General features: G+C 69.3%; 20 protein-coding genes and 3 pseudogenes. 17 read left to right on the top strand and 6 right to left on the bottom strand.

The features are described 5' to 3' along the window. The first annotated feature begins 85 nt into the window (after positions 1 to 85). Positions 86 to 796: a hypothetical protein gene (locus ACFCY7_RS27000; RefSeq protein WP_376488652.1), complete on the top strand. Its 711-nt coding sequence runs from the start codon at positions 86 to 88 to the stop codon at positions 794 to 796. A gap of 310 nt (positions 797 to 1,106) precedes the next feature. On the opposite strand, the gene ACFCY7_RS27005 is transcribed toward ACFCY7_RS27000, so the two are convergent. After that, on the bottom strand, positions 1,107 to 2,030 hold the full coding sequence (locus ACFCY7_RS27005) for a serine hydrolase (protein WP_376488653.1): 924 nt from the start codon (positions 2,028 to 2,030) through the stop codon (positions 1,107 to 1,109). A gap of 421 nt (positions 2,031 to 2,451) precedes the next feature. On the opposite strand from ACFCY7_RS27005, the gene ACFCY7_RS27010 reads away from it, so the two are divergent. The 3 genes from ACFCY7_RS27010 (at position 2,452) to ACFCY7_RS27020 (ending at position 6,958) form a co-directional block, all read left to right on the top strand. After that, positions 2,452 to 3,951 (top strand): hypothetical protein, encoded by a 1,500-nt coding sequence (locus ACFCY7_RS27010; RefSeq protein WP_376488654.1) that lies wholly within the window; start codon positions 2,452 to 2,454, stop codon positions 3,949 to 3,951. 374 nt (positions 3,952 to 4,325) lie between these two features. Then, positions 4,326 to 5,600 carry an AAA family ATPase gene (locus ACFCY7_RS27015; protein ID WP_376488655.1) on the top strand — a complete coding sequence of 425 codons (1,275 nt, stop codon included), beginning with the start codon at positions 4,326 to 4,328 and terminating at the stop codon, positions 5,598 to 5,600. 143 nt (positions 5,601 to 5,743) lie between these two features. Continuing rightward, a complete protein-coding gene (locus ACFCY7_RS27020) occupies positions 5,744 to 6,958 on the top strand; it encodes a VWA-like domain-containing protein (RefSeq protein ID WP_376488670.1) in 1,215 nt (404 codons plus the stop codon). A gap of 22 nt (positions 6,959 to 6,980) precedes the next feature. Here ACFCY7_RS27020 and ACFCY7_RS27025 read toward each other — a convergent pair. After that, positions 6,981 to 7,145 (bottom strand): annotated as a pseudogene (locus ACFCY7_RS27025) (transcriptional regulator); the annotation flags it as partial. A 256-nt stretch (positions 7,146 to 7,401) separates the two neighbouring features. On the opposite strand from ACFCY7_RS27025, the gene ACFCY7_RS27030 reads away from it, so the two are divergent. The 6 genes and pseudogenes from ACFCY7_RS27030 (at position 7,402) to ACFCY7_RS27055 (ending at position 12,161) form a co-directional block, all read left to right on the top strand. Beyond that, the gene (locus ACFCY7_RS27030) at positions 7,402 to 7,959 is read left to right on the top strand and encodes a DUF3291 domain-containing protein (protein ID WP_376488656.1); all 558 of its coding nucleotides are present in this window, start codon (positions 7,402 to 7,404) and stop codon (positions 7,957 to 7,959) included. A gap of 262 nt (positions 7,960 to 8,221) precedes the next feature. After that, positions 8,222 to 8,625, top strand: a pseudogene (locus ACFCY7_RS27035) (hypothetical protein); the annotation flags it as partial. Between the two features lie 251 nt (positions 8,626 to 8,876). After that, entirely contained in the window at positions 8,877 to 9,785 is a 909-nt protein-coding gene (locus ACFCY7_RS27040; protein WP_376488671.1) for a DUF4240 domain-containing protein, read from the top strand. Between the two features lie 185 nt (positions 9,786 to 9,970). Continuing rightward, positions 9,971 to 10,255 (top strand): hypothetical protein, encoded by a 285-nt coding sequence (locus ACFCY7_RS27045; protein WP_376488657.1) that lies wholly within the window; start codon positions 9,971 to 9,973, stop codon positions 10,253 to 10,255. A gap of 187 nt (positions 10,256 to 10,442) precedes the next feature. Next, positions 10,443 to 10,961, top strand: coding sequence for a hypothetical protein (locus ACFCY7_RS27050; RefSeq protein ID WP_376488658.1), 519 nt, complete (start codon positions 10,443 to 10,445; stop codon positions 10,959 to 10,961). Positions 10,962 to 11,207: 246 nt separating this feature from the next. After that, positions 11,208 to 12,161, top strand: a complete 954-nt coding sequence (locus tag ACFCY7_RS27055) for a hypothetical protein (RefSeq protein WP_376488659.1) — start codon at positions 11,208 to 11,210, stop codon at positions 12,159 to 12,161. A gap of 64 nt (positions 12,162 to 12,225) precedes the next feature. On the opposite strand, the gene ACFCY7_RS27060 is transcribed toward ACFCY7_RS27055, so the two are convergent. After that, entirely contained in the window at positions 12,226 to 12,612 is a 387-nt protein-coding gene (locus tag ACFCY7_RS27060; RefSeq protein WP_376488660.1) for a UBP-type zinc finger domain-containing protein, read from the bottom strand. Positions 12,613 to 12,893: 281 nt separating this feature from the next. Between ACFCY7_RS27060 and ACFCY7_RS27065 the strand changes: the two genes are divergently transcribed. Beyond that, entirely contained in the window at positions 12,894 to 13,076 is a 183-nt protein-coding gene (locus ACFCY7_RS27065; protein WP_376488661.1) for a DUF6480 family protein, read from the top strand. A 76-nt stretch (positions 13,077 to 13,152) separates the two neighbouring features. Beyond that, entirely contained in the window at positions 13,153 to 13,536 is a 384-nt protein-coding gene (locus tag ACFCY7_RS27070; RefSeq protein WP_376488662.1) for a DUF6479 family protein, read from the top strand. Between the two features lie 476 nt (positions 13,537 to 14,012). On the opposite strand, the gene ACFCY7_RS27075 is transcribed toward ACFCY7_RS27070, so the two are convergent. Next, the gene (locus ACFCY7_RS27075; RefSeq protein ID WP_376488663.1) at positions 14,013 to 14,513 is read right to left on the bottom strand and encodes an RICIN domain-containing protein; all 501 of its coding nucleotides are present in this window, start codon (positions 14,511 to 14,513) and stop codon (positions 14,013 to 14,015) included. A 354-nt stretch (positions 14,514 to 14,867) separates the two neighbouring features. Here ACFCY7_RS27075 and ACFCY7_RS27080 point away from each other — a divergent pair, with 354 nt between their 5' ends. Together ACFCY7_RS27080 and ACFCY7_RS27085 are read left to right on the top strand one after the other, a co-directional pair. Continuing rightward, complete coding sequence (locus ACFCY7_RS27080; RefSeq protein WP_376488664.1) at positions 14,868 to 15,161, top strand: putative quinol monooxygenase; 294 nt, start codon at positions 14,868 to 14,870, stop codon at positions 15,159 to 15,161. 177 nt (positions 15,162 to 15,338) lie between these two features. Then, on the top strand, positions 15,339 to 15,557 hold the full coding sequence (locus tag ACFCY7_RS27085; RefSeq protein ID WP_376488665.1) for a transposase: 219 nt from the start codon (positions 15,339 to 15,341) through the stop codon (positions 15,555 to 15,557). Positions 15,558 to 15,588: 31 nt separating this feature from the next. Here ACFCY7_RS27085 and ACFCY7_RS27090 read toward each other — a convergent pair. Beyond that, positions 15,589 to 16,397 (bottom strand): IS5 family transposase gene (locus tag ACFCY7_RS27090; protein ID WP_376488666.1). Its coding sequence is split into 2 segments (ribosomal slippage): positions 15,589 to 16,058 and positions 16,058 to 16,397, totalling 810 coding nucleotides; the frame shifts between segments, so codons are not numbered across the junction. A 45-nt stretch (positions 16,398 to 16,442) separates the two neighbouring features. Further along, on the bottom strand, positions 16,443 to 17,384 hold the full coding sequence (locus tag ACFCY7_RS27095; protein ID WP_376488667.1) for a LysR family transcriptional regulator: 942 nt from the start codon (positions 17,382 to 17,384) through the stop codon (positions 16,443 to 16,445). A 71-nt stretch (positions 17,385 to 17,455) separates the two neighbouring features. On the opposite strand from ACFCY7_RS27095, the gene ACFCY7_RS27100 reads away from it, so the two are divergent. The 3 genes and pseudogenes from ACFCY7_RS27100 to ACFCY7_RS27110 form a co-directional block, all read left to right on the top strand. After that, the gene (locus tag ACFCY7_RS27100; RefSeq protein WP_376488668.1) at positions 17,456 to 18,382 is read left to right on the top strand and encodes a dihydrodipicolinate synthase family protein; all 927 of its coding nucleotides are present in this window, start codon (positions 17,456 to 17,458) and stop codon (positions 18,380 to 18,382) included. Between the two features lie 178 nt (positions 18,383 to 18,560). Further along, the gene (locus tag ACFCY7_RS27105; RefSeq protein ID WP_376488669.1) at positions 18,561 to 19,202 is read left to right on the top strand and encodes a maleylpyruvate isomerase N-terminal domain-containing protein; all 642 of its coding nucleotides are present in this window, start codon (positions 18,561 to 18,563) and stop codon (positions 19,200 to 19,202) included. Between the two features lie 3 nt (positions 19,203 to 19,205). After that, a pseudogene (locus tag ACFCY7_RS27110) lies at positions 19,206 to 19,292 on the top strand (IS5/IS1182 family transposase); the annotation flags it as partial. Positions 19,293 to 19,398 lie beyond the last annotated feature (106 nt).

The following is a 19,398-nucleotide window of genomic DNA, read 5'->3' on the forward strand; positions in this document are numbered from 1 at the left end:
ACTTTTTGCTTGGCCGTCCTCCGCTCGGGGCACTTGCTGGCGCGGATGCCCTGGGGTGTGAGCCGGCGTCCGGCAGCATGGCTGGGTGAAGCAGACGACTGGTGGGCACGAAGCTTCTCCGGGATTCGACGCGATCCAGGCCGGTGTGGGGAAGCGGCTGGACGACGTTGCCAAGATCCTGGCCGGCGCCCTGGTTACGGTGGCCGGGGTCATGACCGCTCTGGGGCTGACGAGTGATGTCGTCTTCGTGGCGCTCAACAACGAGTCCTGGCCCATCTACGTTGCCTCTCTCTGCGCGATCCTTGCGATCGTCTGCAGCATCGTGGCGCTGCTCATCCACCCGACCAGGAGAGGCAATGTGTGGGAGACCGTCGTCTTGGTGATCGGCGTGATCCTGTACATGGTCGCCCTGAGTGTGGCGGTCGTCGGCGCGGCCAAGGCGGCGGGAGGGAACGGTAGGCCGACGATCAGCAACGTCGCACTCGAAGGGCCGAAGTCCAGCCTCAGGCTGAGCTTCGGCGTACGGGCCGACGGTGTGGAGACGTGGGCGGCCGTCGGCGTGTACGTCGTCGCCATCGACGCGGAAGGGGAGTCCGTCGGTGGCCCGCGAGACCTCTACGCCAGCAGCCTGAGACCTGACGACCAGGGCAGGATCACGCAGAACATCAGCATTCCGGTCTCGGCCATACGAGACGCCTGGGGCCTCGAAATCGTCGCGATCACCGCCGACGGTTCCGATGAGTGCGAGGCCCGTGAGGTGCGCGGAGCCACGTGCGCGACCATTCAACTTCCTTGATCACGAGCTTCTGCGTGAAGCGCTGCCGCTGACGCGTCGATCTGCGCGGCTGCCAGGTGCCGCGCTGCTCCCCGTACCCGTGGGGCGGGGCGTTCCCGGCGGCGTCGGCGCCGTGCTGCTGGCGGTCCCGGCGGCAGTCCCGGCCGAAGCGGGTCGCCGACGGGCGGGACGGACACCACGACGAAGGAGGCCTCCCCGGTGCGTGGAGCACCGGGACGGCCCCCTTCGTGGACGGCAGCTCGGGTCGGGCCGACCCGATAGCCCCCAATGCCCCCAATGCTGGCGATGGTGCCCTCGGCCAGGCCTGGCGTCAGCCCCGAGGCACCGCGACGAACGCCTCCCTGGGCGTGGTGGTCGGCGTGTAGCGGTACGCGGTGCGCGTGGTCGGGACCAGGTCCTGGTGGATCACCTTGGACACGGCCTGGATCGTGTTCACGCCGTAGTTCATCGTGCTGTTGCCGTCGGTGAGCACGGTGATGGTGTAGTCGTGGCCGCCGCCCTGGAACGTGCCGACGCTGTGCACGCGCCAGCCGCGCGTCGCGCGCTGCAGCCAGCCGTTCTTGACGTGCACGGCCACGGAAGAGGGTGCGCCGGCCGGGGTCCCCCACTTCTGAGAGGTGACGACGTTCCCCATGAGCTTGAGGATGTAGGCGCGGGAGCTGTCGGTCAGGACGGTGTTCCTGGCGGTGATCAGCGAGAGCAGCCGCTGCTCGTCGGTGACGTTGATCTGGGTGAGCCCCCAGTAGCCGCCGGACCCGGGCACCGTGCGCGTCATGCCGGCAGCGGCCAGGAAGCCCTTCACCTTGGTGACGCCGAGCTGGTTCCACAGGGAGGTGGTGGCCGCGTTGTCGGACTTGGTGATCATGGCGGTGGCGAGGTTGGACTCGCGGGTGGTCAGGTAACGGTTGGTCTTCTTGGCATCCCAGAGGAGCGTGGCGAGGACGGTCACCTTCACGACGCTGGCCGAGTCGTACGAGGTCGTGGCGCGCAGAGTGCAGGTGGTGTTCGTGGTGCGGTCGCGCACGCCGACGGCGACGGTACCGGAGCGCGTGGCGAGAGCGGCGGTGATGTCCTTCTGAAGCTTGGCGGCGAGCCCGGCCTTGCCCGACGTGCAGCTGACCTGCGGCGCGGTGGCGGCGGAGGCAGGCGCCGCGCCCGCGACGACAGGAACGAGGATCCCGGCGGCAGCCACGGCCGGAAGCACGCGGGCACGCAGGGATATGTGGTGAGTCATGTGTGGGTCCCCCATGGAAACGAAACGAACACGCCTACGGCGCACACTCGTCTTCTATGACGTTTGAGCGAGGGGATGGTTGCACGAGTTCACGGAATCGTTGGATTGGGTGCCCCGCGCACACGCTGTCGCCGCGGCAGGACCCGGCCGCTGATCATGCAACCAGCGGCTGGGTCACCCCCCAGCCCCCCGGCGGCCTCAGCGTGCGGCCCGGCGGCGCCCGGAGCCGTGCTCGGCGGCGCCCGGACTTGTGCCCGGCGGCGCTCAGACTCGTGCCCGAGGGTGCACCGGAGTCGTGCCCGAGGGTGGAGGGGCCTGCGATATGCGGCTGACAGATGATCCACGAGGTGTTTAGGATGCCGCTGATGAAGACCTTCTCCCTTTTCGGATTGGGGGAATCGTCCGCGCAAGGTGAGTGCTGATGGCACCTCACTTCGCGGAACCGATTCCCGCCCGCCTGTTGATGTGGCAGCGCGTACGTGAGTACGCCGTGCCACCGTCCATGATCGAAATCGCTACTGCCCGCCGTGTGACGGGCGACTGGGCGGGAGCCTGCGCCGCCGCCCGGGTGGACGTCGATCTCGATCTGCGCGCCGTGCGCGTCCGCCACGGCACCGACCTCGTCGCCCGCCTCCGGGCCGATCTGCGTCAGCTGGCGCCGGATCTGCTGCGCTGGCACATGCCCCGCATCGCCCCCGACGGGCGACTTCGACCCGGCCTCACCCTGTCGTTGGCCCGCTACGGGGCCCCCGGCACCGCGGCACCGCATCTCGTCGTGCGGACGCCCCCGGCTTGGGCGGACGCGGGCCAGCGGATGTCCCTGGCGCTCTGGGAGGAATCCCGGGGAGACGCGCCCGGACATCATCCGCACCCGCACCCCGACCGGCGCTTCCGTCTCGATCTGCACCGCCACCTCTGGGACGCCACGCGCAGCGCCGAACTGGCCGAGCGGAGCAGTGCGGACGCACCGTACGGGCCCGGCGGCCACGACCTTCTGCGGCCGCCGGACCGCTGGGCGGCGGAGGCGGAGCTGCTGCTGCGGGCCGAGGGGCGTCCTCGCGGAGCCCTGACCGTACGACTCGATGCGCGCAACCGGGCCGTGCTCGAACTCGTAGCCCCCGACGACAGCCATGCCCCGGCGCTCCGGCCGGTACGGGAGATGTTGCCGCCGCAGCAGATCGCGGTGCTCCCGGTACTGCCGGAGGCCGCGGCGCGACCGCTTCCGGACCTGGAGCTTCTGCGGGCCGGGCTGTTCCGCGCGGAACGGCTTCACCCGCTGGTCGCGGCAGCCTTGTCGATGCCAGGAGTCGAGGGCCCTTCGGGCTCGTCGCCATCTGCGGGGGCAGCGGTAGCCGGTCCGCGGTGGGGCCAGGGACCGGATTTCGGCCGGGACAGGGACCTGGCCGGCGGTCCGGACGCGGGAGCGGACCGTGGGACCGCGGACCCGCACCGTGTCGAGTGCATGGGAGAGGTACACCGGATCGCGCTGCGGGACGGGGTGCTGGCGGCTGTCGATCATGACCCGGCGCAGCTGGCCCGTGAGGACCTTCTCATGGCGCTGGGTGGACCAGGGCTGCCCTGCCTACAGGCGATCGACTCGGTGCACCGCAGCCCAGAGGCGTTGCCCGCGGTTCGCGAGCGGCTCGGCCACGGTGACGTGACCGGCGCGCTGGCCGTCGTCGAGGGGCTGCTCGGTCCCGGCGCGGCCCTGCGCGAGGGGCCGCTGCGGGACGCCCTGGAGGGTGCGGTGGCAGGTCGCCTGGGTCACGGGCTCTTCCGCTCGGGTCTGGTACCGGTGCACCCCGCCGCGGATGTGGCAAGGGACAACGGCTACCGGCCACGGCTCGACCGTCGTACGCCGCGAGAGTTGCGCCGCAAGCGCGGGAGCCGTGCTCGACCACGGACCGGTTTGCACGGCTGAACGCCCGCGGTGCCCCGCGGGTCCGCAGGATCAGCGACCCCGAGGCTCGTCATCCGAGGAGCACACGGGCCGACCGGCCGATTCCCCGACGGGGTGCTTTGCCGACAGGCCGATTCTCCGGCTTGGTGCTTTCCCGACCGGCCGAATCCCCAGCCGGCCGCTTTCCCGATTGGCCGCTTTCCCGACCGGCCGCTTCCCGGTCGGGGCTTCCCGACCAGCCACTTCCCCCACCGACGTCCCGACCAACCACTTCCCCCACCTACGTCCCGTCCGGGCGACGGAGACCTGAGACGGTCCGCGAACCGCGCTGTGCGCGCCGTACTCCGCTCGACCACGCCGGATCTTCCATCCACGAACCCACCCAGGTGATGCCCATGACTTCCAGCACCGCCCTCTCCGCGCCCGCAACGCCGACGGCCGACCAGCCACAGCTCGGCCTCGCCGAGGACCTCCTGACCCTTCTGCGGACGACCACCACCGAACCGCGCTCCGACGAGCAGTTGGAGGCACTGACCCTCTCGGTCGCGGCGGACCTTCCCGTACTCCTGTGGGGTGAGCCCGGCATCGGCAAGACCGCTGCGCTGACCCAGCTCGCCACCTCCCTCGACCTGCCGCTGACCACGGTGATCGCCAGCGTCCACGAGCCGACCGACTTCTCCGGGCTGCCCATCGTGGGGGAGGATCCGGCGGTGAACGGGGTGCCCATGGCCCCGCCGCAGTGGGCGGTGGAGCTGGTACGCGCCGGGAAGGGGCTGCTCTTCCTGGACGAGCTGTCGACCGCCACCCCGGCCGTCCAGGCCGCGCTGCTGCGCGTGGTCCTGGAGCGGAGGGTCGGCGCGCTGCAACTGCCGCCGGGCGTGCGGATCGTGGCCGCGGCCAATCCCCGTGCGTCGGCCGCGGACGGCTGGGAGCTGAGCCCGCCGCTGGCGAACCGGTTCGTGCACCTGTACTGGGTGCACGACCGGGATGTGGTGGTGCGCGGTCTCGGCGGGGTCTGGCCGAGCGCGGAGCTGCCCCGGTTGGACGCGGCGGTGCTGCCGGACGCCGTGGCGTTCGCCCGCCGCGCGGTGTGCGGCTTCCTGAACACCCGGCCGACGCTGATCCACCGGCTGCCGACCACCGAGACCCGGCGAGGCGGCGCCTGGCCCTCGCCGCGCAGCTGGGAGGCCGCGATGACGCTGCTGGCCTTCGGCACCGCCGCTTCCGTCTCCCGGGACGTACTGGCGCTGCTGGTCCGGGGGGCGGTCGGGGACGGGCCCGGCCTCGAACTGCTCGCCCACATCGACCGGATGGAGCTTCCCGACCCGGACGTGCTGCTGGCCGACCCCGGCGCCGCAGAACTGCCCGAGCGCGGCGACCTGCGCCAGGCCACGCTGGACGCGGTGGTGGCCGCCGTCGGCGCGCGCCCGGAGCGGGAGCGCTGGGAGGCGGGCTGGGCGGTGCTGGTCAGGGCGCTGGAGACCGGCGCACCGGATCTGCTGGTGGGCCCGGCGAAGGCGCTGGCCGCGTTGCGGCGCGAGGGCTGGGAGGTGCCGGAGGCGGTGGAACGCCTCTCCTCGGTCGTCGGCCTCGCCCGGCGTGCGGAGAATTCGGTGGCCCGGACCGCCGCTGCCGCCGGCGCCGGGAACGCGGTGGGTGGGCGCGCATGACCGGGACCGTGAAGCAGCCGAAGCGGCGCCCGACGCCCCCGTCGGCGCGCCCGCTGCCGCGTCCGATGCCCCCGCCTCCGCCGCCGCGGCCGGTCCGGGTCGCGGTGCCCGGCACCCCGCCGGGGCCCGTCGTCCCACTGGACATGGAGAAACTGCTGACCGCCCGACTGCACGCGGTCTCGGTACGCCCGTACCTCGCCAGCGCGCTCTTCGCGCTGCACGTCGTGGAGGACCCGTCGGTGCCGACCATGGCGGTGGACGCGTACTGGCGCTGCTACGTGTCCCCGCTGTTCGTGGCGCGCACCCCGCTGGAGGAACTGGCGGGCGTGTGGGTGCACGAGGTCTCCCACTTGCTCCGGGACCACCACGGGCGGAGCGAGCGGTACGCGCGGGAGCACGGGGAACTCGGGGAGCGTGGGACCGGGCAGCGGCTCCGGCACAACATCGCGGCGGACTTCGAGATCAACGACGACATCTACGGAGACGGCCTCCCGATGCCGACGGGAGCGGTACGGCCCTCGATGCTGGGCCTTCCGGACGGGCTGCTGATGGAGGAGTACCTTCGGAAGTTCTCGATGGCGGGCCGCACCCCGCGACTGGCCTGGCTGGACTGCGGCAGCGGTGCGGACGGCCGTGCGCGGCCCTGGGAGCTCGGCCCCGAGGGGGCTCACGGGCTCACCCGACAGCAGCGTGACGCGGTGCGCTTCCGGGTCTCCGAGGCCATCACCGGCCGGCCGGGGGAAGCCCGGGAGGGCTGGCGTCGATGGGCGGACGAGGCGTTCCAGTCCCCGCAGCCGTGGCGGCAGCTGCTCGGCGCGGCGGTCCGCGCGGCCGCGGGCGCGCCGGGGACGGGCGAGGACCACAGCTACCGGCGCCCCTCCCGGCGTTCGGCCGGCATCCCGGGCGTCGTCCTGCCGAGCCTGCGCCGGATGCCGCCCCACGTCTGCGTCGTGATCGACACCTCCGCGTCGGTCAGCGACGCCGAGCTGGGCAGCGCACTCCTCGAGGTGGCTGCCATTGCGCGGGCGGTGGGCGGACGGCGCGACCTGGTCTCGGTGATCTCCTGCGACGCCGCGGCAGGCGTCGCCGTACCCCTGTGCCGTGCCGAGAACCTCGAACTCATCGGCGGCGGCGGTACGGACCTGCGCTCCGGCTTCGCCCGCGCCCTGCGCTCCCGGCCCCGCCCGGACGTGATCGTCGCCCTCACGGACGGCCAGACCCCGTGGCCCTCCGCCCAACCGTCCTGCCGCACGGTCGTCGGCCTCTTCCAGCGCCCCGTCCGCGCCGCGAACGAGAACGACCCTGACTACACCCCCGACGCCCCACCCGCCTGGGCGCGTGTCGTCACCATCGGATAGCGAGGGTCCCCCGACTCGTGGGTCAGCCGGTGGTGGACGGTTCCGGTTCCGTGGGCAGGTCGGCATCTTGTGCGGCGCTCCAGGAGGCGAGGAGCCGCAGCCCCTCTTCGGATGTGGAGCCTGGTTCGGCGGTGTAGATGGTGAGGGTGAGGCCGGGTTCGGCGGCCATTTCCAGGCCCTCGTAGGTTGCACGTACCGGCGCGACAGACGTGGGGAACCTACGCAAGAGGCCACTTGTACAGGGAAATTGCAACTTCGACATGGCGCGCAGGGGCAGCTACCTTCACCTGGTCTTCGGCGGTCGCCACGGTCGCACAGGGGTTCCCTCAGGCTGGGCCGGCCGCGACGGGATGAGTCGGTCACGCCCGGCTCCACACACCTTCGCCCCTGCGTAAGCCGCCGAAGCAGGTCCACGCCAGGCGGCCCCAACCAGGGAGAGACGTATGCCCCAGCTTGTTCTGTACACATTCGGCGTCCTGAAGTCACCTCTCGCCGATCCCGCACCGCTCACGCGCGAGTTCTACGACATTGGTGAGGCCGTCTACCGGAGGATCAGTCAGCACCCCGGATACCTCGCGCGTGCTGAAGCGGTGGACGGGGAGCAGGGCGTGCTCTTCGAGGCGGATTGGGGCGCGTGGGGAGAGTTCGCCGTACCGACTTGGTACGGGAAGGGCCGGACCGCGGAAACCACGGCCCTGGCCGTGACCCTCTCACTCTGGACCGACCTGCGTTCCGCCTTCGACGCCGTCTACACCGGTCTGCACCGTGACGCGTTGAGCAGGCGTTACGACTGGTTCGAGAAAACAGAGCACCCGAACCACGTGTTCTGGTGGGTCTCTGACGGCGTGATACCCACCTGGCGGGACGGGGTTTCCCGGCTGGAGCACCTCGATGCCCACGGCTCCGCGCCGCATGCCTTCACCTTCCGCGACCCGTATGCCCCGGATGGAACTCCTACCGGAGTCACAGGCATCGGGCCGAAGGGCGACCAAGTTCGCTGACAAGGAAGTCCGAACGACTGGATTCGCTGTCACACGGAGTCACCGACTCGGCCGCGACGGGACAAGCGGCCCGTCCGTCGCGGCCGGTGGGCCGACGCTGCGAGGAAGAGCGGCGTTCGTTCCGGTCGGTCTCCGCCGGCCTCCGCGAGGTGACGCCTGACGGCGTCGCCGCATCGGCGAGCGTCGGCACTGCCGAGCCCGGAACCGCGGGCCGAGCCACGCAGCCTCGCCACGAAGGCCACCGACTCCGTCGCGGGCGCCTTCCAAGCGGACGTACGCCTTCGACAACCGCAGCAACCGCACGTCCCGCACCACCGCGACCGGCGCCCCGGCCTGGACTGCCCCACCACGGGCGGCACCACCACCAGCCACACCTACGACAGCGCCGACCGCATCGTCGACACGGGCTACGCGTACGACGCCTTCGGCCGCGCCACCTCGGCCCCCGGCAACACGATGGCGTACTACGCCAACGACCTCGCCTACCAGCAGACCGTCGGCAGCGACCGCCAAACCCGGCAGCTCGACGCCGGCCTGCGCTTCCGGTCCTGGAAGACGGAGTCCAACAACGGATCCACCTGGACGCAGACGGCCTCCAAGATCAACCACTACGGCGACGACGACGCCAACCCCTGCTGGATCGTCGAGGACACCGCCACCGGGGCAACAGGTACTACCGCACAGCCAGCGGATGCAGGTACATCGTGCTGAGAAGCAACCTGCGAGGTTGGTTCAACGCTCGAAGCTGGGAAGCGGGAATGATCCTCATATACGTGGCCAGGCATCGCCACTGCCCCGGGCAGGCGAAGAGCTGCCGCTAGGATTTCCCGCACGTCATCAGGAGTAGAGGAAATGGGTGGGGTGCTGAGCATCAAGGCACCCCACCCAGTGCGCTCGTCGGCAGAACGGAAGGATTAATTACGGAGGAAGATTTCTGGTTCCTCGTGGACGCCCTCGGCGGTGTGGCGAACCAGCGCACTGCTCACGAACTCACCGAAGCGCTGAAGAGGGAAGGTTCGGTTCGCGTCGAGGAGTTCGTCGAAATCCTGACGGAAAAGCTGCTGCGGCTGCAAAGTGAGCCCCTCGCGGAGACCCCGGTCAAGGACGTCAATGACCCGTCGAGTGCAGCACTGGTTCCCCTGATGGGCGATGCCCTGAACAACTTCCACTTAGCGGTAGTGGCAGCGGGGAGGACGCGTTTCCAGCGAATCCTTGAACTCCCGAGCGAGGCGACCGCGCACACGTGGGAATTCGGCGAGTCCGACGAGCTCGCCGACGCCGTCTGCACAGCCTACGAGAGCGTCACGGGGGAACCATGGCCAGGCCTGCCGCCGGGGCCCCGCGTGACCGAATCCAACGAATCCAAGACCATTGAGGAAGCCGAAACTCCCTGGATCAGGCTCGCCTTGCACGGCACCAGCGATATCCCCGTGGCTTACTTCGATGCGGCAGGCGATGTCGTCCAGATGATCCAGGACGACCCGAAGTGGAATGCCTGGTGGTCACCCGCCGAGCAGCGTGACCTGGATATCGAGATCGAATACGCTTCACTCGCGGAGCGGAACAGCTTCTCTGCTCGTGGGGGGATGGTTTGGGTATCGCTGCGCAGGAAGATCTCGCATTTTCGAGGATTGAATTCGGGTGGTCTGGCCCATCTTGCTGCCACCGACATCGAATCGGCCCTCTCGCGCACCGCCGCCTCGCTGGGGATACCCGTTCCACCCCAAGTCCCGATTCCCGCCCATGCAAAGCCACCGACGCCAAACCGGGACGCGGCTCGCGCAAGGCTGGATGAGCTGAGAAAACGGCACCGGGGTTCTTCTTGACGAATTGGCTCAGCCTCGGACGGCGCGTGTGTGCAGATGGGCCCCGAGGTGCTGTGGCCGGCGCCTCGCTGCGGACCGCTGGTGCGGCTATCCAGGTCACGTCCGGGCGTCTCCCGAGCGGGAGACGCCCGGCGGGGGTATGTCGTTTCGCGCAACGTGCCCCTGGGACCCATGAGGAGAACACCATGTACGCGGTAATCCGGCGCTACGAAGGCGTGACCGATGCTGCCGAGGCAGGACGCCGAGTGGACGAGGGATTCGTGCCCCTCCTGCGTAGAGTCCCGGGTTTCGTGGCCTACTACTGGGTGGACGCCGGTGACGGAGTGATGATCTCCACCAGCGTCTTCGAAGACCGAGCCGGGGCCGAGGAATCGATCAAACAGGCCGCCGACTTCGTCAGGGACAACCTCGCTCCGCTGCTGCCCAACGGCCCTCAGGTCACGGCCGGCCCTGTCGTGGCTGCGGGGTAGCGACCTGCGCACTTGGGTTGTCGGCTTGGGCTTGGGCTTCGGCTCGGGCTCGCGGCCTCCCCGGTCGTGATGCGACGTCTGCCTCATGTCGTTCCTGCGAGCCCGCACCTGGGGCTTCGTACATGCTCTGCCGTGCGCTGCTCTGCTCCTCTTCCCTTACTGGACAAGGGCGTTGGAGGATCTGCGCATGAACACCCATACGACTGGACCGACCGCAGACGCGGCAGCCACGTACCTTACGGCGCTCCACGAGCGGCTGGCGGCCGACGGCTGCACGGTGACCGTGGCGCGCTGGGACGACCACCCCGTGGTGACCGGTTGCCGTGGAGACCGTAAGGCCCGCTGGTTCGGGACGAAGACCGAGTTGTTCGTCTTCGCGGCCACTGTCCCCGAGATCGACGTGACCACTCTGGGCGAGTTCACCGGGTGGGCCATGAGCTACGCCAAGAGCTTGCGCGGCGGCATACCCGGCGCCCGCAACGCCGCCACGGTGCTCCCCGCGCTGGTGAGCACACGTGTCCGGCCTGAGGCGGCCCAGTGGGCTGCCCAGGACGCCCGGATCCTCGGTACGACTTTGATCAGCCGTCCCCTCACGGTCGAGACCAGCAAGGAGGGCGTGCGGACCACGATGTACCGGGGCGGAGTCGTGTGGGGCGGCATGTTCACCGGCCATGTATTGGAGAAGGCTTCCCTGTACTTCCCGTGAGAGGCCGATGCATTCCTGGCACGGCCTGAACCGGCCTGAACCGGCCTGAACCGGGGTGGACCTCAGCGCAAGTACTCCAGGGAAAGGCCGGGTTGCGAGAGCCGGAGCGGGCAGGCCGGCAGGCCTGCCCGTCCTCATCCCGAGGGGGATGTCTCGGCGTGCTCGGCAGGTGGGGGAGGGACGCGCCGACTGTCGTAGGCGGGGGCTAGGGTCGGCATCGACCGACCGCCATCAGCAGGAGACCCCATGCCGTCAGGGCACACACAGCTGGACACCGCCCAGGCCCGGCCGTCCGAGCCCCGGCAGTTGGCGCCGATCCCCTTCGATGTGGAGGCGGTCTTCCCCGAGCTGACCGGCGCGGCCCGCGAGGTCACCCTCCTCTACCCCCGGGCCGGGCAGCCGGGCCCGGGGGAGAGCTCCATCGGCGGGCCGCTGCTGTGGCCGGCCGACGAGCCCTGGCCGACGTGCGCCGAACCAGACCACTACAAGCCGCTCGACGCGCCCGTCGGACCCGAGCCGGTCTCGATGGTCCCGGTGGTCCAGCTGTACGCACGGGATGTACCCGGCCTCGTCTTCCCCGCCGGCACCGACCTGCTGCAGATCCTGTGGTGCCCGCTCGTTCACCAGGACGGCCAGTACGCGGCCAACCCCCGTCTTCACTGGCGCAGCGCGGAGCTGACGGCCGCCGGCGCCCTCGCCGGGGAACCGCCGCGCCCCCACACCGCGGAGGGGGACTACCTGCCCCGCCCGTGCACGGTGTCTCCCACCGAGGCCACGGAATACCCGAACTGGGATCTGCTGGAGCGGCTCGGCGACCTGCTCGACGAGCGGTTCGAGGACTTGAAGGACGAACAGGGCTACGACTACTTCGAAGTGGCCACCACGCAGCAGAGCAAGGTCGGCGGCTACCCGGGGTGGACCCAGCAGCCCGACTGGCCCGACTGCACGGGCTGCGGCACCCGGATGGAACACCTGCTCAGCATCACCGCGACCGAACCGGGCATGGGCCGTTGGCTCCCCCTGGACGACCGGGACCCACGCCAGGACGGGGCATCGACCCCGGCTTGGCAGGCCGAAGCCGACCCCGCCGCCCTCGACACGTTCGGGCACGGCATGTGCCTCGGCGACCTCGGCGGCATGTACTTCTTCGTCTGCAGCCTCTGCCCCGACACCCCGTACACGCACCGCTACGACTGCTGAGCCCCGAGGGCATCGACCCGAGGGCGTGCCCGGGCCCGGTATGTCGACGAGGCAATGATGAGCATCAGATTTCGATCAGGAACACGTCGTCGACGTAACACCATGCCCATGATTCGTCGGGGGCCAGCGAAATGACGACCGGATGTCCGGTTGTCACGTGATGGGCGTGGGCGTGCTGACCCTGAGAGCTGTCACAGCACCCAACGTTTCCGCAGGTCGTGCACCAACGCAGGCGAACCCAGTCGTATCCGAGGGCAAGACAGGCCGCGCAGACTTCGGACGGCATCGTGCTCGGCAGCTGCGGAAGCATGGAGGCGTGAGTACACACCGAACCCTGCGGACGGCCTCCATCGGGGGCGACACCCCATGCCTTGAGCGGAGGCGTCCTGATGCTGACGCCTTCATCAGAAGCCTCAAGGCCAACGGCCCACAGCTCGTTGCTCTCGCTCATGCTTGACTCGCCTCCGCTTCGGTCTCTGCCTTCCTTTCGGTCGCCGATCCAGGCGCGGATGCGCTTGATCAGTGGACGCCCGAACGGTCTGGTGACCACGGAGGTCGCGTAGACCCGCCGCAGGCAGCCACGCACTCCGCACCTGGCGGAGACGCGGACCGGTCTCGCCCGAGACGGCAGATTTCGACGCATGAACGATGCGACTGGCCCCTACCTCCCTGCTTTGTGACGCTTGAGTCGGAGGAAGCGGCTTTGACGCCGCTCGAGACACGGGAGGCACCATGGCTGCCGACAAGCCGGTTCCACCCCAGGAAACCCCGCCCGCTGAGGGCTCCACCTCTTCTGCACATCGTGAAAGGCCCGACGGCGGCATCTGGGAGCACCCCAAGGTGTGGATCTCATTGATCGTCATCGGCGCTGTGATGGTCGCTCTGTTCTTCGCCCTCCGCATCACTGGCTTCTGACCCGTTGGCGTCGAGACCGGCGCCTCTCAGGTCGCCACTGGCCATCCGGACAGGCCTAGAGAGATGGGATGCCCCCATGAACGCGCAAATCCTTGAGACCTCGGAGACTGCGGCTGGTGTCTGGCAGTCCGGGCTGGCCCAGGTACTCGGTGGTCTGATCGTGGTCGCCGTCCTCATCGGTGCCTTCGCGTTCGGCATCAGAGTCAAGAACAAGGAGCTCCCGCCCCCGGACCCCGAGTCGCAGCCACATCGGCCCGACACGGGCCGGCTGCCGGGCGAGGTCTCCGAGTACCGCAAGCCCGCCGAGATGCCGCACACCGACGGCGAGCACCGCCTGATGCCGTACAACCTGAAGAACTCCGGCGAGCCTGACGCCGAGCCGCAGAGCGAGGAAAGGCGTAAATGGCGCGGGATCTCAAGCGGTGGCTTCGGTAGCGGCGGCACCGGACATGGTGACTGAACCCGACGAGCGAGTCACCCGAGAAGGAGTTCCTCCATGGTCGTGACAGGTACGGAGTATGCCGACGGCGACGGCGACGCCGTCGTCATCGGAGCAGGTGTGGCCGGCCTCGCCTGACCGGCCTCGCCTGACCGGCCTCGCCTGAGCGGCAGACCTCGCCGCCTGTGGGCTCGCCGTCCGCCTCCTTGAGGCGGACGCGTTCCCCGGCGGGCGCATGCGCATCGGGGCCTCCGGTTGCTGTCGGCGGAGTAGGACGTCGTCCATGGCGGCGACAGGGAGGACGCCGACCTTGCCGCAGTCGGGTGCGTTTGCGGCTCGGCCCGGATCCTGGCCGAGCCCATGAGGGCGGCGCCGTCCTCGCCGGTGTGAGGGCGGGGCGATACATGCGCTTGCCGGGGGCTCCCCGGGGATCGGCCAGGATCCTGTAGATGCGTGATCAGCAGTAGTTGTCACGCGGGTGGCTCACGCCGGGGAGGTTATCCCCAGCTGACGATGTTCTCGTTGTCGACGTCCATGCAGGTGTAGAGGCGCAGCTCGTTGCCCCAGTCGTTGCCACCCCAGCCGTTGATGCAGTTCTTCCAGGCGCTCTTGGGCTGGAGCTGGCTATGCTGGCCGGTGCGGACGAAGTTGAAGACACGGTCGGGGTTCGACGAACCGCAGTAGTACAGCTTGATGTGGTTGCCGATCGTGTCACCGCCCTCCCAGTTGTTCAGGCACAGGTCGGGGTTCAGGGCGCTGCGGATCTCGTAATGGGTGGCGTCCACCTGGCGCCAGGACCAATGCTGGGCGTCGGTGCCGTTGCACCCCCACTGCTGCACCTGCGCGCCGACGTAGGCGTTGGAGTTCGGCACGTCCCAGCACAGGTGGTTGTATATCTCGATGGAGTAGTAGCCGGTGTCGGCGCTGGCCGGGCTGGCGGTCAGGCCGGTGGCGATGAGTGCCGCGCCGGATATGGCGGCGGCTACGCGCTTGCGCATGAGTGTCTCCCCCGAGGAGTAGCTGGTGATGATTGGACAGGCTGCCGCTATCACGGCATGCGTGCGTCAGCGGGCACTGATGGAGCTGCCTACGAAGATCATCCACGCCGATCGGTATCTGATCAATCGTCATAGTCTGTAAATCCTAGGAGGATTGACCCAGGCACTCCGGCCTGGCGAGTGCGTCGCCGCGGCGACGCACCAGCCCGGTCGAGCAGCGCCACCTCCAGGACCAACGGGCATGAACTGCGTTCGGAGACCGCTGCGTTGACATGAGCGGCGGTGCGTTGCGGCGTATGGGGTGCGAACATAGACTCGCGCATCCCGGAAGTACGTGTCGAAATGGAGCGCACCATGCCCAAGGTCACCGTGATCGCCCTGCTCAAGGCCGCCCCTGGCGCCGAGGACAAGGTTCGTGAGCAGGCGCTCTCTTTGGTCGAGCCGTCGAGGGCCGAGCCGGGCAACATCAGCTACCAGGCGTACGTCCACCCCGAGGACCCGAGTGCGTGGCTGGTGTTCGAGGAGTGGGAGGATCGCGCCGCGTTCGAGGCGCACCTGTCGAGCCCGCATCTGACCGAGGCGCTGGCGGCGGGTCCGGGACTGCTGGTCGGCCCGCCGACCGAGCACGTTTTCACCGCTGGGGAGTGACCCGCACTGGGTAATCGGCGGCCCGGGCGGCTGGGAGAATCGAACAGGCACTGACTGCACAGGCGGCGGCCCGTCCGAGCGTGAGCAAAGTGCGGGCCGACGGCGGCTACCAGGCCAGCCTCATCCAGCACGGCACCCGCCTTGGAATCGATGCCGAAGTGGTGCAGTGACCCGCGAGTGAAGGGCTTCCAGTCACTGCCCAAGCGAGAGGTGATCGAGCGGACCTTCGGCCGGCTGATGCAGCACCGCCGCCTGGCGCGCGACTACGAAGCACTGCCGCAGAGATCCCGAACGATGATCCACTGGGCGATGGCTAACAGAATGAGCCGCGAACTCACCGGAGAATCTGCACCAACCTGGCGAATCGAATCGAGCATCCCGCACACAGCCGCATGAACGTTGATCGGATGCCCTCTTGCTGATCATTTCAGGATGAGGTTCGCAGTCGGCGGAGGCATATGAGACCGCAGGCCAGCTCGAGGAGGCCCTGGTGGAGATCGGCGCGTCGTTCGTATCGGATACGGAGCCGTTTGAACTGGTGCAGCCAGGCGAAGGCACGCTCGACCACCCAGCGCACCTTGCCCAGTCCGGACCCGTGGGCGACGCCGCGTCGTGCGATCAACGGCTTGATTCCGCGTTTCCGCAGTAGGCGGCGGTACTTGTCGAAGTCGTAGCCCCGGTCCGCGTGTAGACGCCGGGGCTTGCGGCGGGGACGTCCCCGCCGACCCCGAATCGGCGGAACGGCGTCCAGCAGCGGCAGGAGCTGGGTGACGTCATGCCGGTTCCCACCGGTCAGCGTCACGGTGAGCGGGATTCCGTAGCGGTCCACGATCAGGTGGTGCTTCGAGCCGGAACGGGCGCGGTCGACGGGCGGGGGACCGACGTGATCCCCCCTTTGAGGGCCCGGACGTGCGAACCGTCCACGGAACAGTCGTCCAGGTCCAGCAGGGTGGCGCGCCGAAGCTCGGCCAGCAGGGCGGCGTGCAGGCGTGGCCAGACGCCGGCCTCGGTCCAGTCTCGCAGCCGACGCCAGGACGTCACTCCGGAGCAGCCCACGGTCTCTGCGGGGACATCGCGCCACGCAACACCGGTCCGCAGCACGTATATGACGCCAGCGAGTGCTGCCCGGTCGGGAACACGCAGCCGACCGGGGTAGCAGCGGCGCCGTTCGGGAGCGGGCGGCAGCAGCGGGGCCACCCGCTGCCACAGGTCGTCAGGAACAAGATCAGCACGCATTCCTGACACCCTGCCGACAAGATCACTGAGCACAAGACCCGCGACTCAACTCACTGAATCGATCAGTAAGGAGGCACGGCCCGTGGCACCCACCGCTGTTCGCGCCGCCGCCACGAATGCTGCGATCGCCGGGTGGGTGCCGCCGCCCGCGCGGAAGGCGACCTTCGAGCGGCGGAAGAGGGGCAGCCGGGTCAGGACCACGTCCTCGGGGGCGTGTGCGGTGGCCATCTCCGGTACGAATCCGGCGCCTTGCCCGATGGCCGCCAGTGCCAGGACCGTACGAAAGTCGTTGACCCGATGGCGGATGCGCGGCTGGAATCCGGCTGCCTGACAGGCGCGCACGGCCATCGCGTGACCGGTCGTGCCGTCCCTGGCCGTGATCCATGGGGACATGGCCCACGGTCCGAGCAGCTCGGCCAGCGTTTCGCCGCGGGCGACGAGACCGGTGGCGGGCGCGCTGCCGGTGGCCAGGTACATCGGCTCCTCCAACAGGGGCACCTGGTCGACCGTGGTGTCCGGTGACGCGGGCACGAAGTCGTAGTCGTGGACGAGGGCCACGTCGAGTTCGCCGGCGCGTAGGCCGTCGGAGACTCGCGCCGAGTCGATCTCCTGCACCATCGGTTCCAGCGCGGGATGACGCTGGGCCAGTTCGGCCAGCGTGGCGGGCACGATCGCGGGGCCGCCAGAGGGAAACGTCCCGATCCGCAGCGGCCCGCCGATGCCCGCGCGTGCCCCGGCCAGCTCGGAGACGGCCAGTTCGAGGCGTTCGAGGACGGCATCGGCGTGGGCGACGAGGGTGCGGCCCGCGGGGGTGAGCACCACCCGTCTGCCACTTCGTTCCAGCAGGGGTACGCCCGCCTCGCGCTCAAGCACGCTCAGCTGCTGGGAGACGGCCGAGGCGGTGAAGGCCAGCGCCTCGGCGACGGCCGCGATGGTGCCGCGTCGGTCCAGTTCGCGCAGCAGGTGGAGTCGTCGAACATCGAGCATAAGGTGAGCTTACGTATAGGCAAAGAAACATGAACTAGATCTACCGGGTTTGTGTCGGTCAGGCTGGGCGCATGAAGCCCGAAGCGAATCTCACCGGCCTGTTTGTCCCTTTGGTGACTCCGTTCACCGACGACCTGCGCCTCGCCCCGGACGCGCTCGCCTGCCTCGCCGACGAGGCGCTGTCGGTCGGCGGCGCTCGGGGACTCGTCGCCCTGGGCACCACTGCGGAGGCGGCCACGCTGACCACCGAGGAGAAGCGAGCGGTGGTCCGCATCTGCTCGGCCGCCTGCCGGGCACACGGAGCTCCGCTGATCGTCGGCGTCGGCACCAACGACACCACCGCCGCCATCACGACACTGCGGGAGCTCGCTCAGAGCGGTGACGTCGCCGCGGCGCTGGTTCCGGCGCCGCCCTACACCCGGCCCGGTGAGGCGGGAACGCTGGCGCACTTCACGGCACTCGCCGAACACGGGGGCCTGCCGCTGGTCGTCTACGACATCCCGTACCGCACCGGTCAGTCGCTCAGCACCGGCACTCTGAACGCGCTCAGGCGCCTACCGGAGGTCGTCGGGGTCAAGTACGCGACCGGTGCGATCGACGCGGCCACGATGGAACTGCTCGGCTCGTCGACACCGGGCTTCGCGGTGCTCGGCGGCGATGACGCCGTCATCTCGCCGCTGCTCGCGTCGGGCGCCCGCGGCGGCATCCTGGCGTCGGCCAATGTCCGCACTGCTGACTTCGCCGAGCTGATCTCGCTGTGGCAGCGAGACGCCACCGGACCGGCCCGCAGGCTGGGAACGGAGCTGGCCCGGCTGTCCGCCGCGCTCTTCGCCGAGCCGAACCCGACCGTGATCAAGGGGGTGTTGCATGCCCAGGGCCGTATTCCCAGCCCGGCCGTCCGGCTGCCGCTACTGGCCGCCTCCGCTGATTCGGTCCGGCTAGCGGCGGCCCTCTCCGCCACCAGGACCCACCAAGCCCACCAAGGGACCGCGGCCTGAGACAGACCCGTGGTCCCCGGGGGAACCTCGTAGACCTTCGATGCAAGCCGATGCCCGGCCCGCTCCCGTGCCACCACACTTCCCACATGGGCGAGCTGTCCAGGCGGCCATGGCGGCGGGTCGATCCACAACGTGGACCTGTCAGCAGCTGTGATGATGAGATTGCGACGATGCCCGAATGACTGATGAGATCCGGAAGACCTACCTGCAGGCTGCCGAGAAGGCGGTGCACCTACTGGCCACAGAGCAGGTAGCCCGACGCTGGGAGACCGAATCTGTTCTCCCCGGGATGCCAGTGGGTGGGCTGGCCGGCCACCTTGCGCGTAGCGTCCTCCAGGTCGAGTGGTTCCTCGACGGTCAGGTAGTCGGCGCAGAACCGATGTCACCGGTTCGGTATTACGCGCGGCTCGCCGATACGTCGTTGCCGGACTCTGCGCTGAACGTCGGAGTGCGTGCCCGCAGCGAGGAAACTGCCGCAGCCGGGTCCGCTGTCGTGGCTGAGCAGGCCCGGGCAGCGTGGATGCGGCTGACGCAGCGGCTGGGCATGGAGTCGGCCGATCGGCGGGTGGCTGTCCTTCACCGGCCGGGAGAGGAGATGTTGCTCGACGGATACCTGCAGACCCGTTGCGTCGAGCTGGCGGTTCACCTTGATGACCTCGCGCTCAGTGTCGACGCGCCATGCCGAGTGCCCGATGCTGCGCTCGCCATCGCGGTGGACCTGCTCGTTGCCGCCGCCCGGGACCGGCACGGCGACCAAGCCGTGTTGCATGCGCTCGCCAGGCGTGAGCGTGACGTCGACCAGGCCCTACGTGTGTTGTAGGTATACGAACGACGCGCCGATCTCCACCAGGGGCTGCTCGAACTGGCCTGCAGCCTCATATGCTTCCGCCGCCTGCGAACCTCATTCTGAAACGATCAGTTAGGGCTTGCCGGGAAACAAGTCGTGGCTTCCGGCTGTGGGACTCGTTGTTCTGGTATGGGGAGAGCGGAGGGGATCGAGGACGTCCTGGCGGTGA

The sequence above is a fragment of the Streptomyces sp. NPDC056361 genome, from assembly GCF_042262805.1.
GTDB lineage: Bacteria > Actinomycetota > Actinomycetes > Streptomycetales > Streptomycetaceae > Streptomyces.

Bases quoted from the DNA above. Each gene is read 5' to 3' on its own strand.
- ACFCY7_RS27015 (WP_376488655.1), top strand. From the start codon at position 4,326: ATGACTTCCAGCACCGCCCTCTCCGCGCCCGCAACGCCGACGGCCGAC.
- ACFCY7_RS27065 (WP_376488661.1), top strand. From the start codon at position 12,894: ATGGCTGCCGACAAGCCGGTTCCACCCCAGGAAACCCCGCCCGCTGAG.
- ACFCY7_RS27050 (WP_376488658.1), top strand. From the start codon at position 10,443: ATGAACACCCATACGACTGGACCGACCGCAGACGCGGCAGCCACGTAC.
- ACFCY7_RS27105 (WP_376488669.1), top strand. From the start codon at position 18,561: ATGACTGATGAGATCCGGAAGACCTACCTGCAGGCTGCCGAGAAGGCG.
- ACFCY7_RS27020 (WP_376488670.1), top strand. From the start codon at position 5,744: ATGGAGAAACTGCTGACCGCCCGACTGCACGCGGTCTCGGTACGCCCG.
- ACFCY7_RS27080 (WP_376488664.1), top strand. From the start codon at position 14,868: ATGCCCAAGGTCACCGTGATCGCCCTGCTCAAGGCCGCCCCTGGCGCC.
- ACFCY7_RS27055 (WP_376488659.1), top strand. From the start codon at position 11,208: ATGCCGTCAGGGCACACACAGCTGGACACCGCCCAGGCCCGGCCGTCC.
- ACFCY7_RS27100 (WP_376488668.1), top strand. From the start codon at position 17,456: ATGAAGCCCGAAGCGAATCTCACCGGCCTGTTTGTCCCTTTGGTGACT.
- ACFCY7_RS27095 (WP_376488667.1), bottom strand. From the start codon at position 17,384: ATGCTCGATGTTCGACGACTCCACCTGCTGCGCGAACTGGACCGACGC.
- ACFCY7_RS27005 (WP_376488653.1), bottom strand. From the start codon at position 2,030: ATGACTCACCACATATCCCTGCGTGCCCGCGTGCTTCCGGCCGTGGCT.
- ACFCY7_RS27070 (WP_376488662.1), top strand. From the start codon at position 13,153: ATGAACGCGCAAATCCTTGAGACCTCGGAGACTGCGGCTGGTGTCTGG.
- ACFCY7_RS27060 (WP_376488660.1), bottom strand. From the start codon at position 12,612: ATGAGCGAGAGCAACGAGCTGTGGGCCGTTGGCCTTGAGGCTTCTGAT.
- ACFCY7_RS27010 (WP_376488654.1), top strand. From the start codon at position 2,452: ATGGCACCTCACTTCGCGGAACCGATTCCCGCCCGCCTGTTGATGTGG.
- ACFCY7_RS27030 (WP_376488656.1), top strand. From the start codon at position 7,402: ATGCCCCAGCTTGTTCTGTACACATTCGGCGTCCTGAAGTCACCTCTC.
- ACFCY7_RS27075 (WP_376488663.1), bottom strand. From the start codon at position 14,513: ATGCGCAAGCGCGTAGCCGCCGCCATATCCGGCGCGGCACTCATCGCC.
- ACFCY7_RS27045 (WP_376488657.1), top strand. From the start codon at position 9,971: ATGTACGCGGTAATCCGGCGCTACGAAGGCGTGACCGATGCTGCCGAG.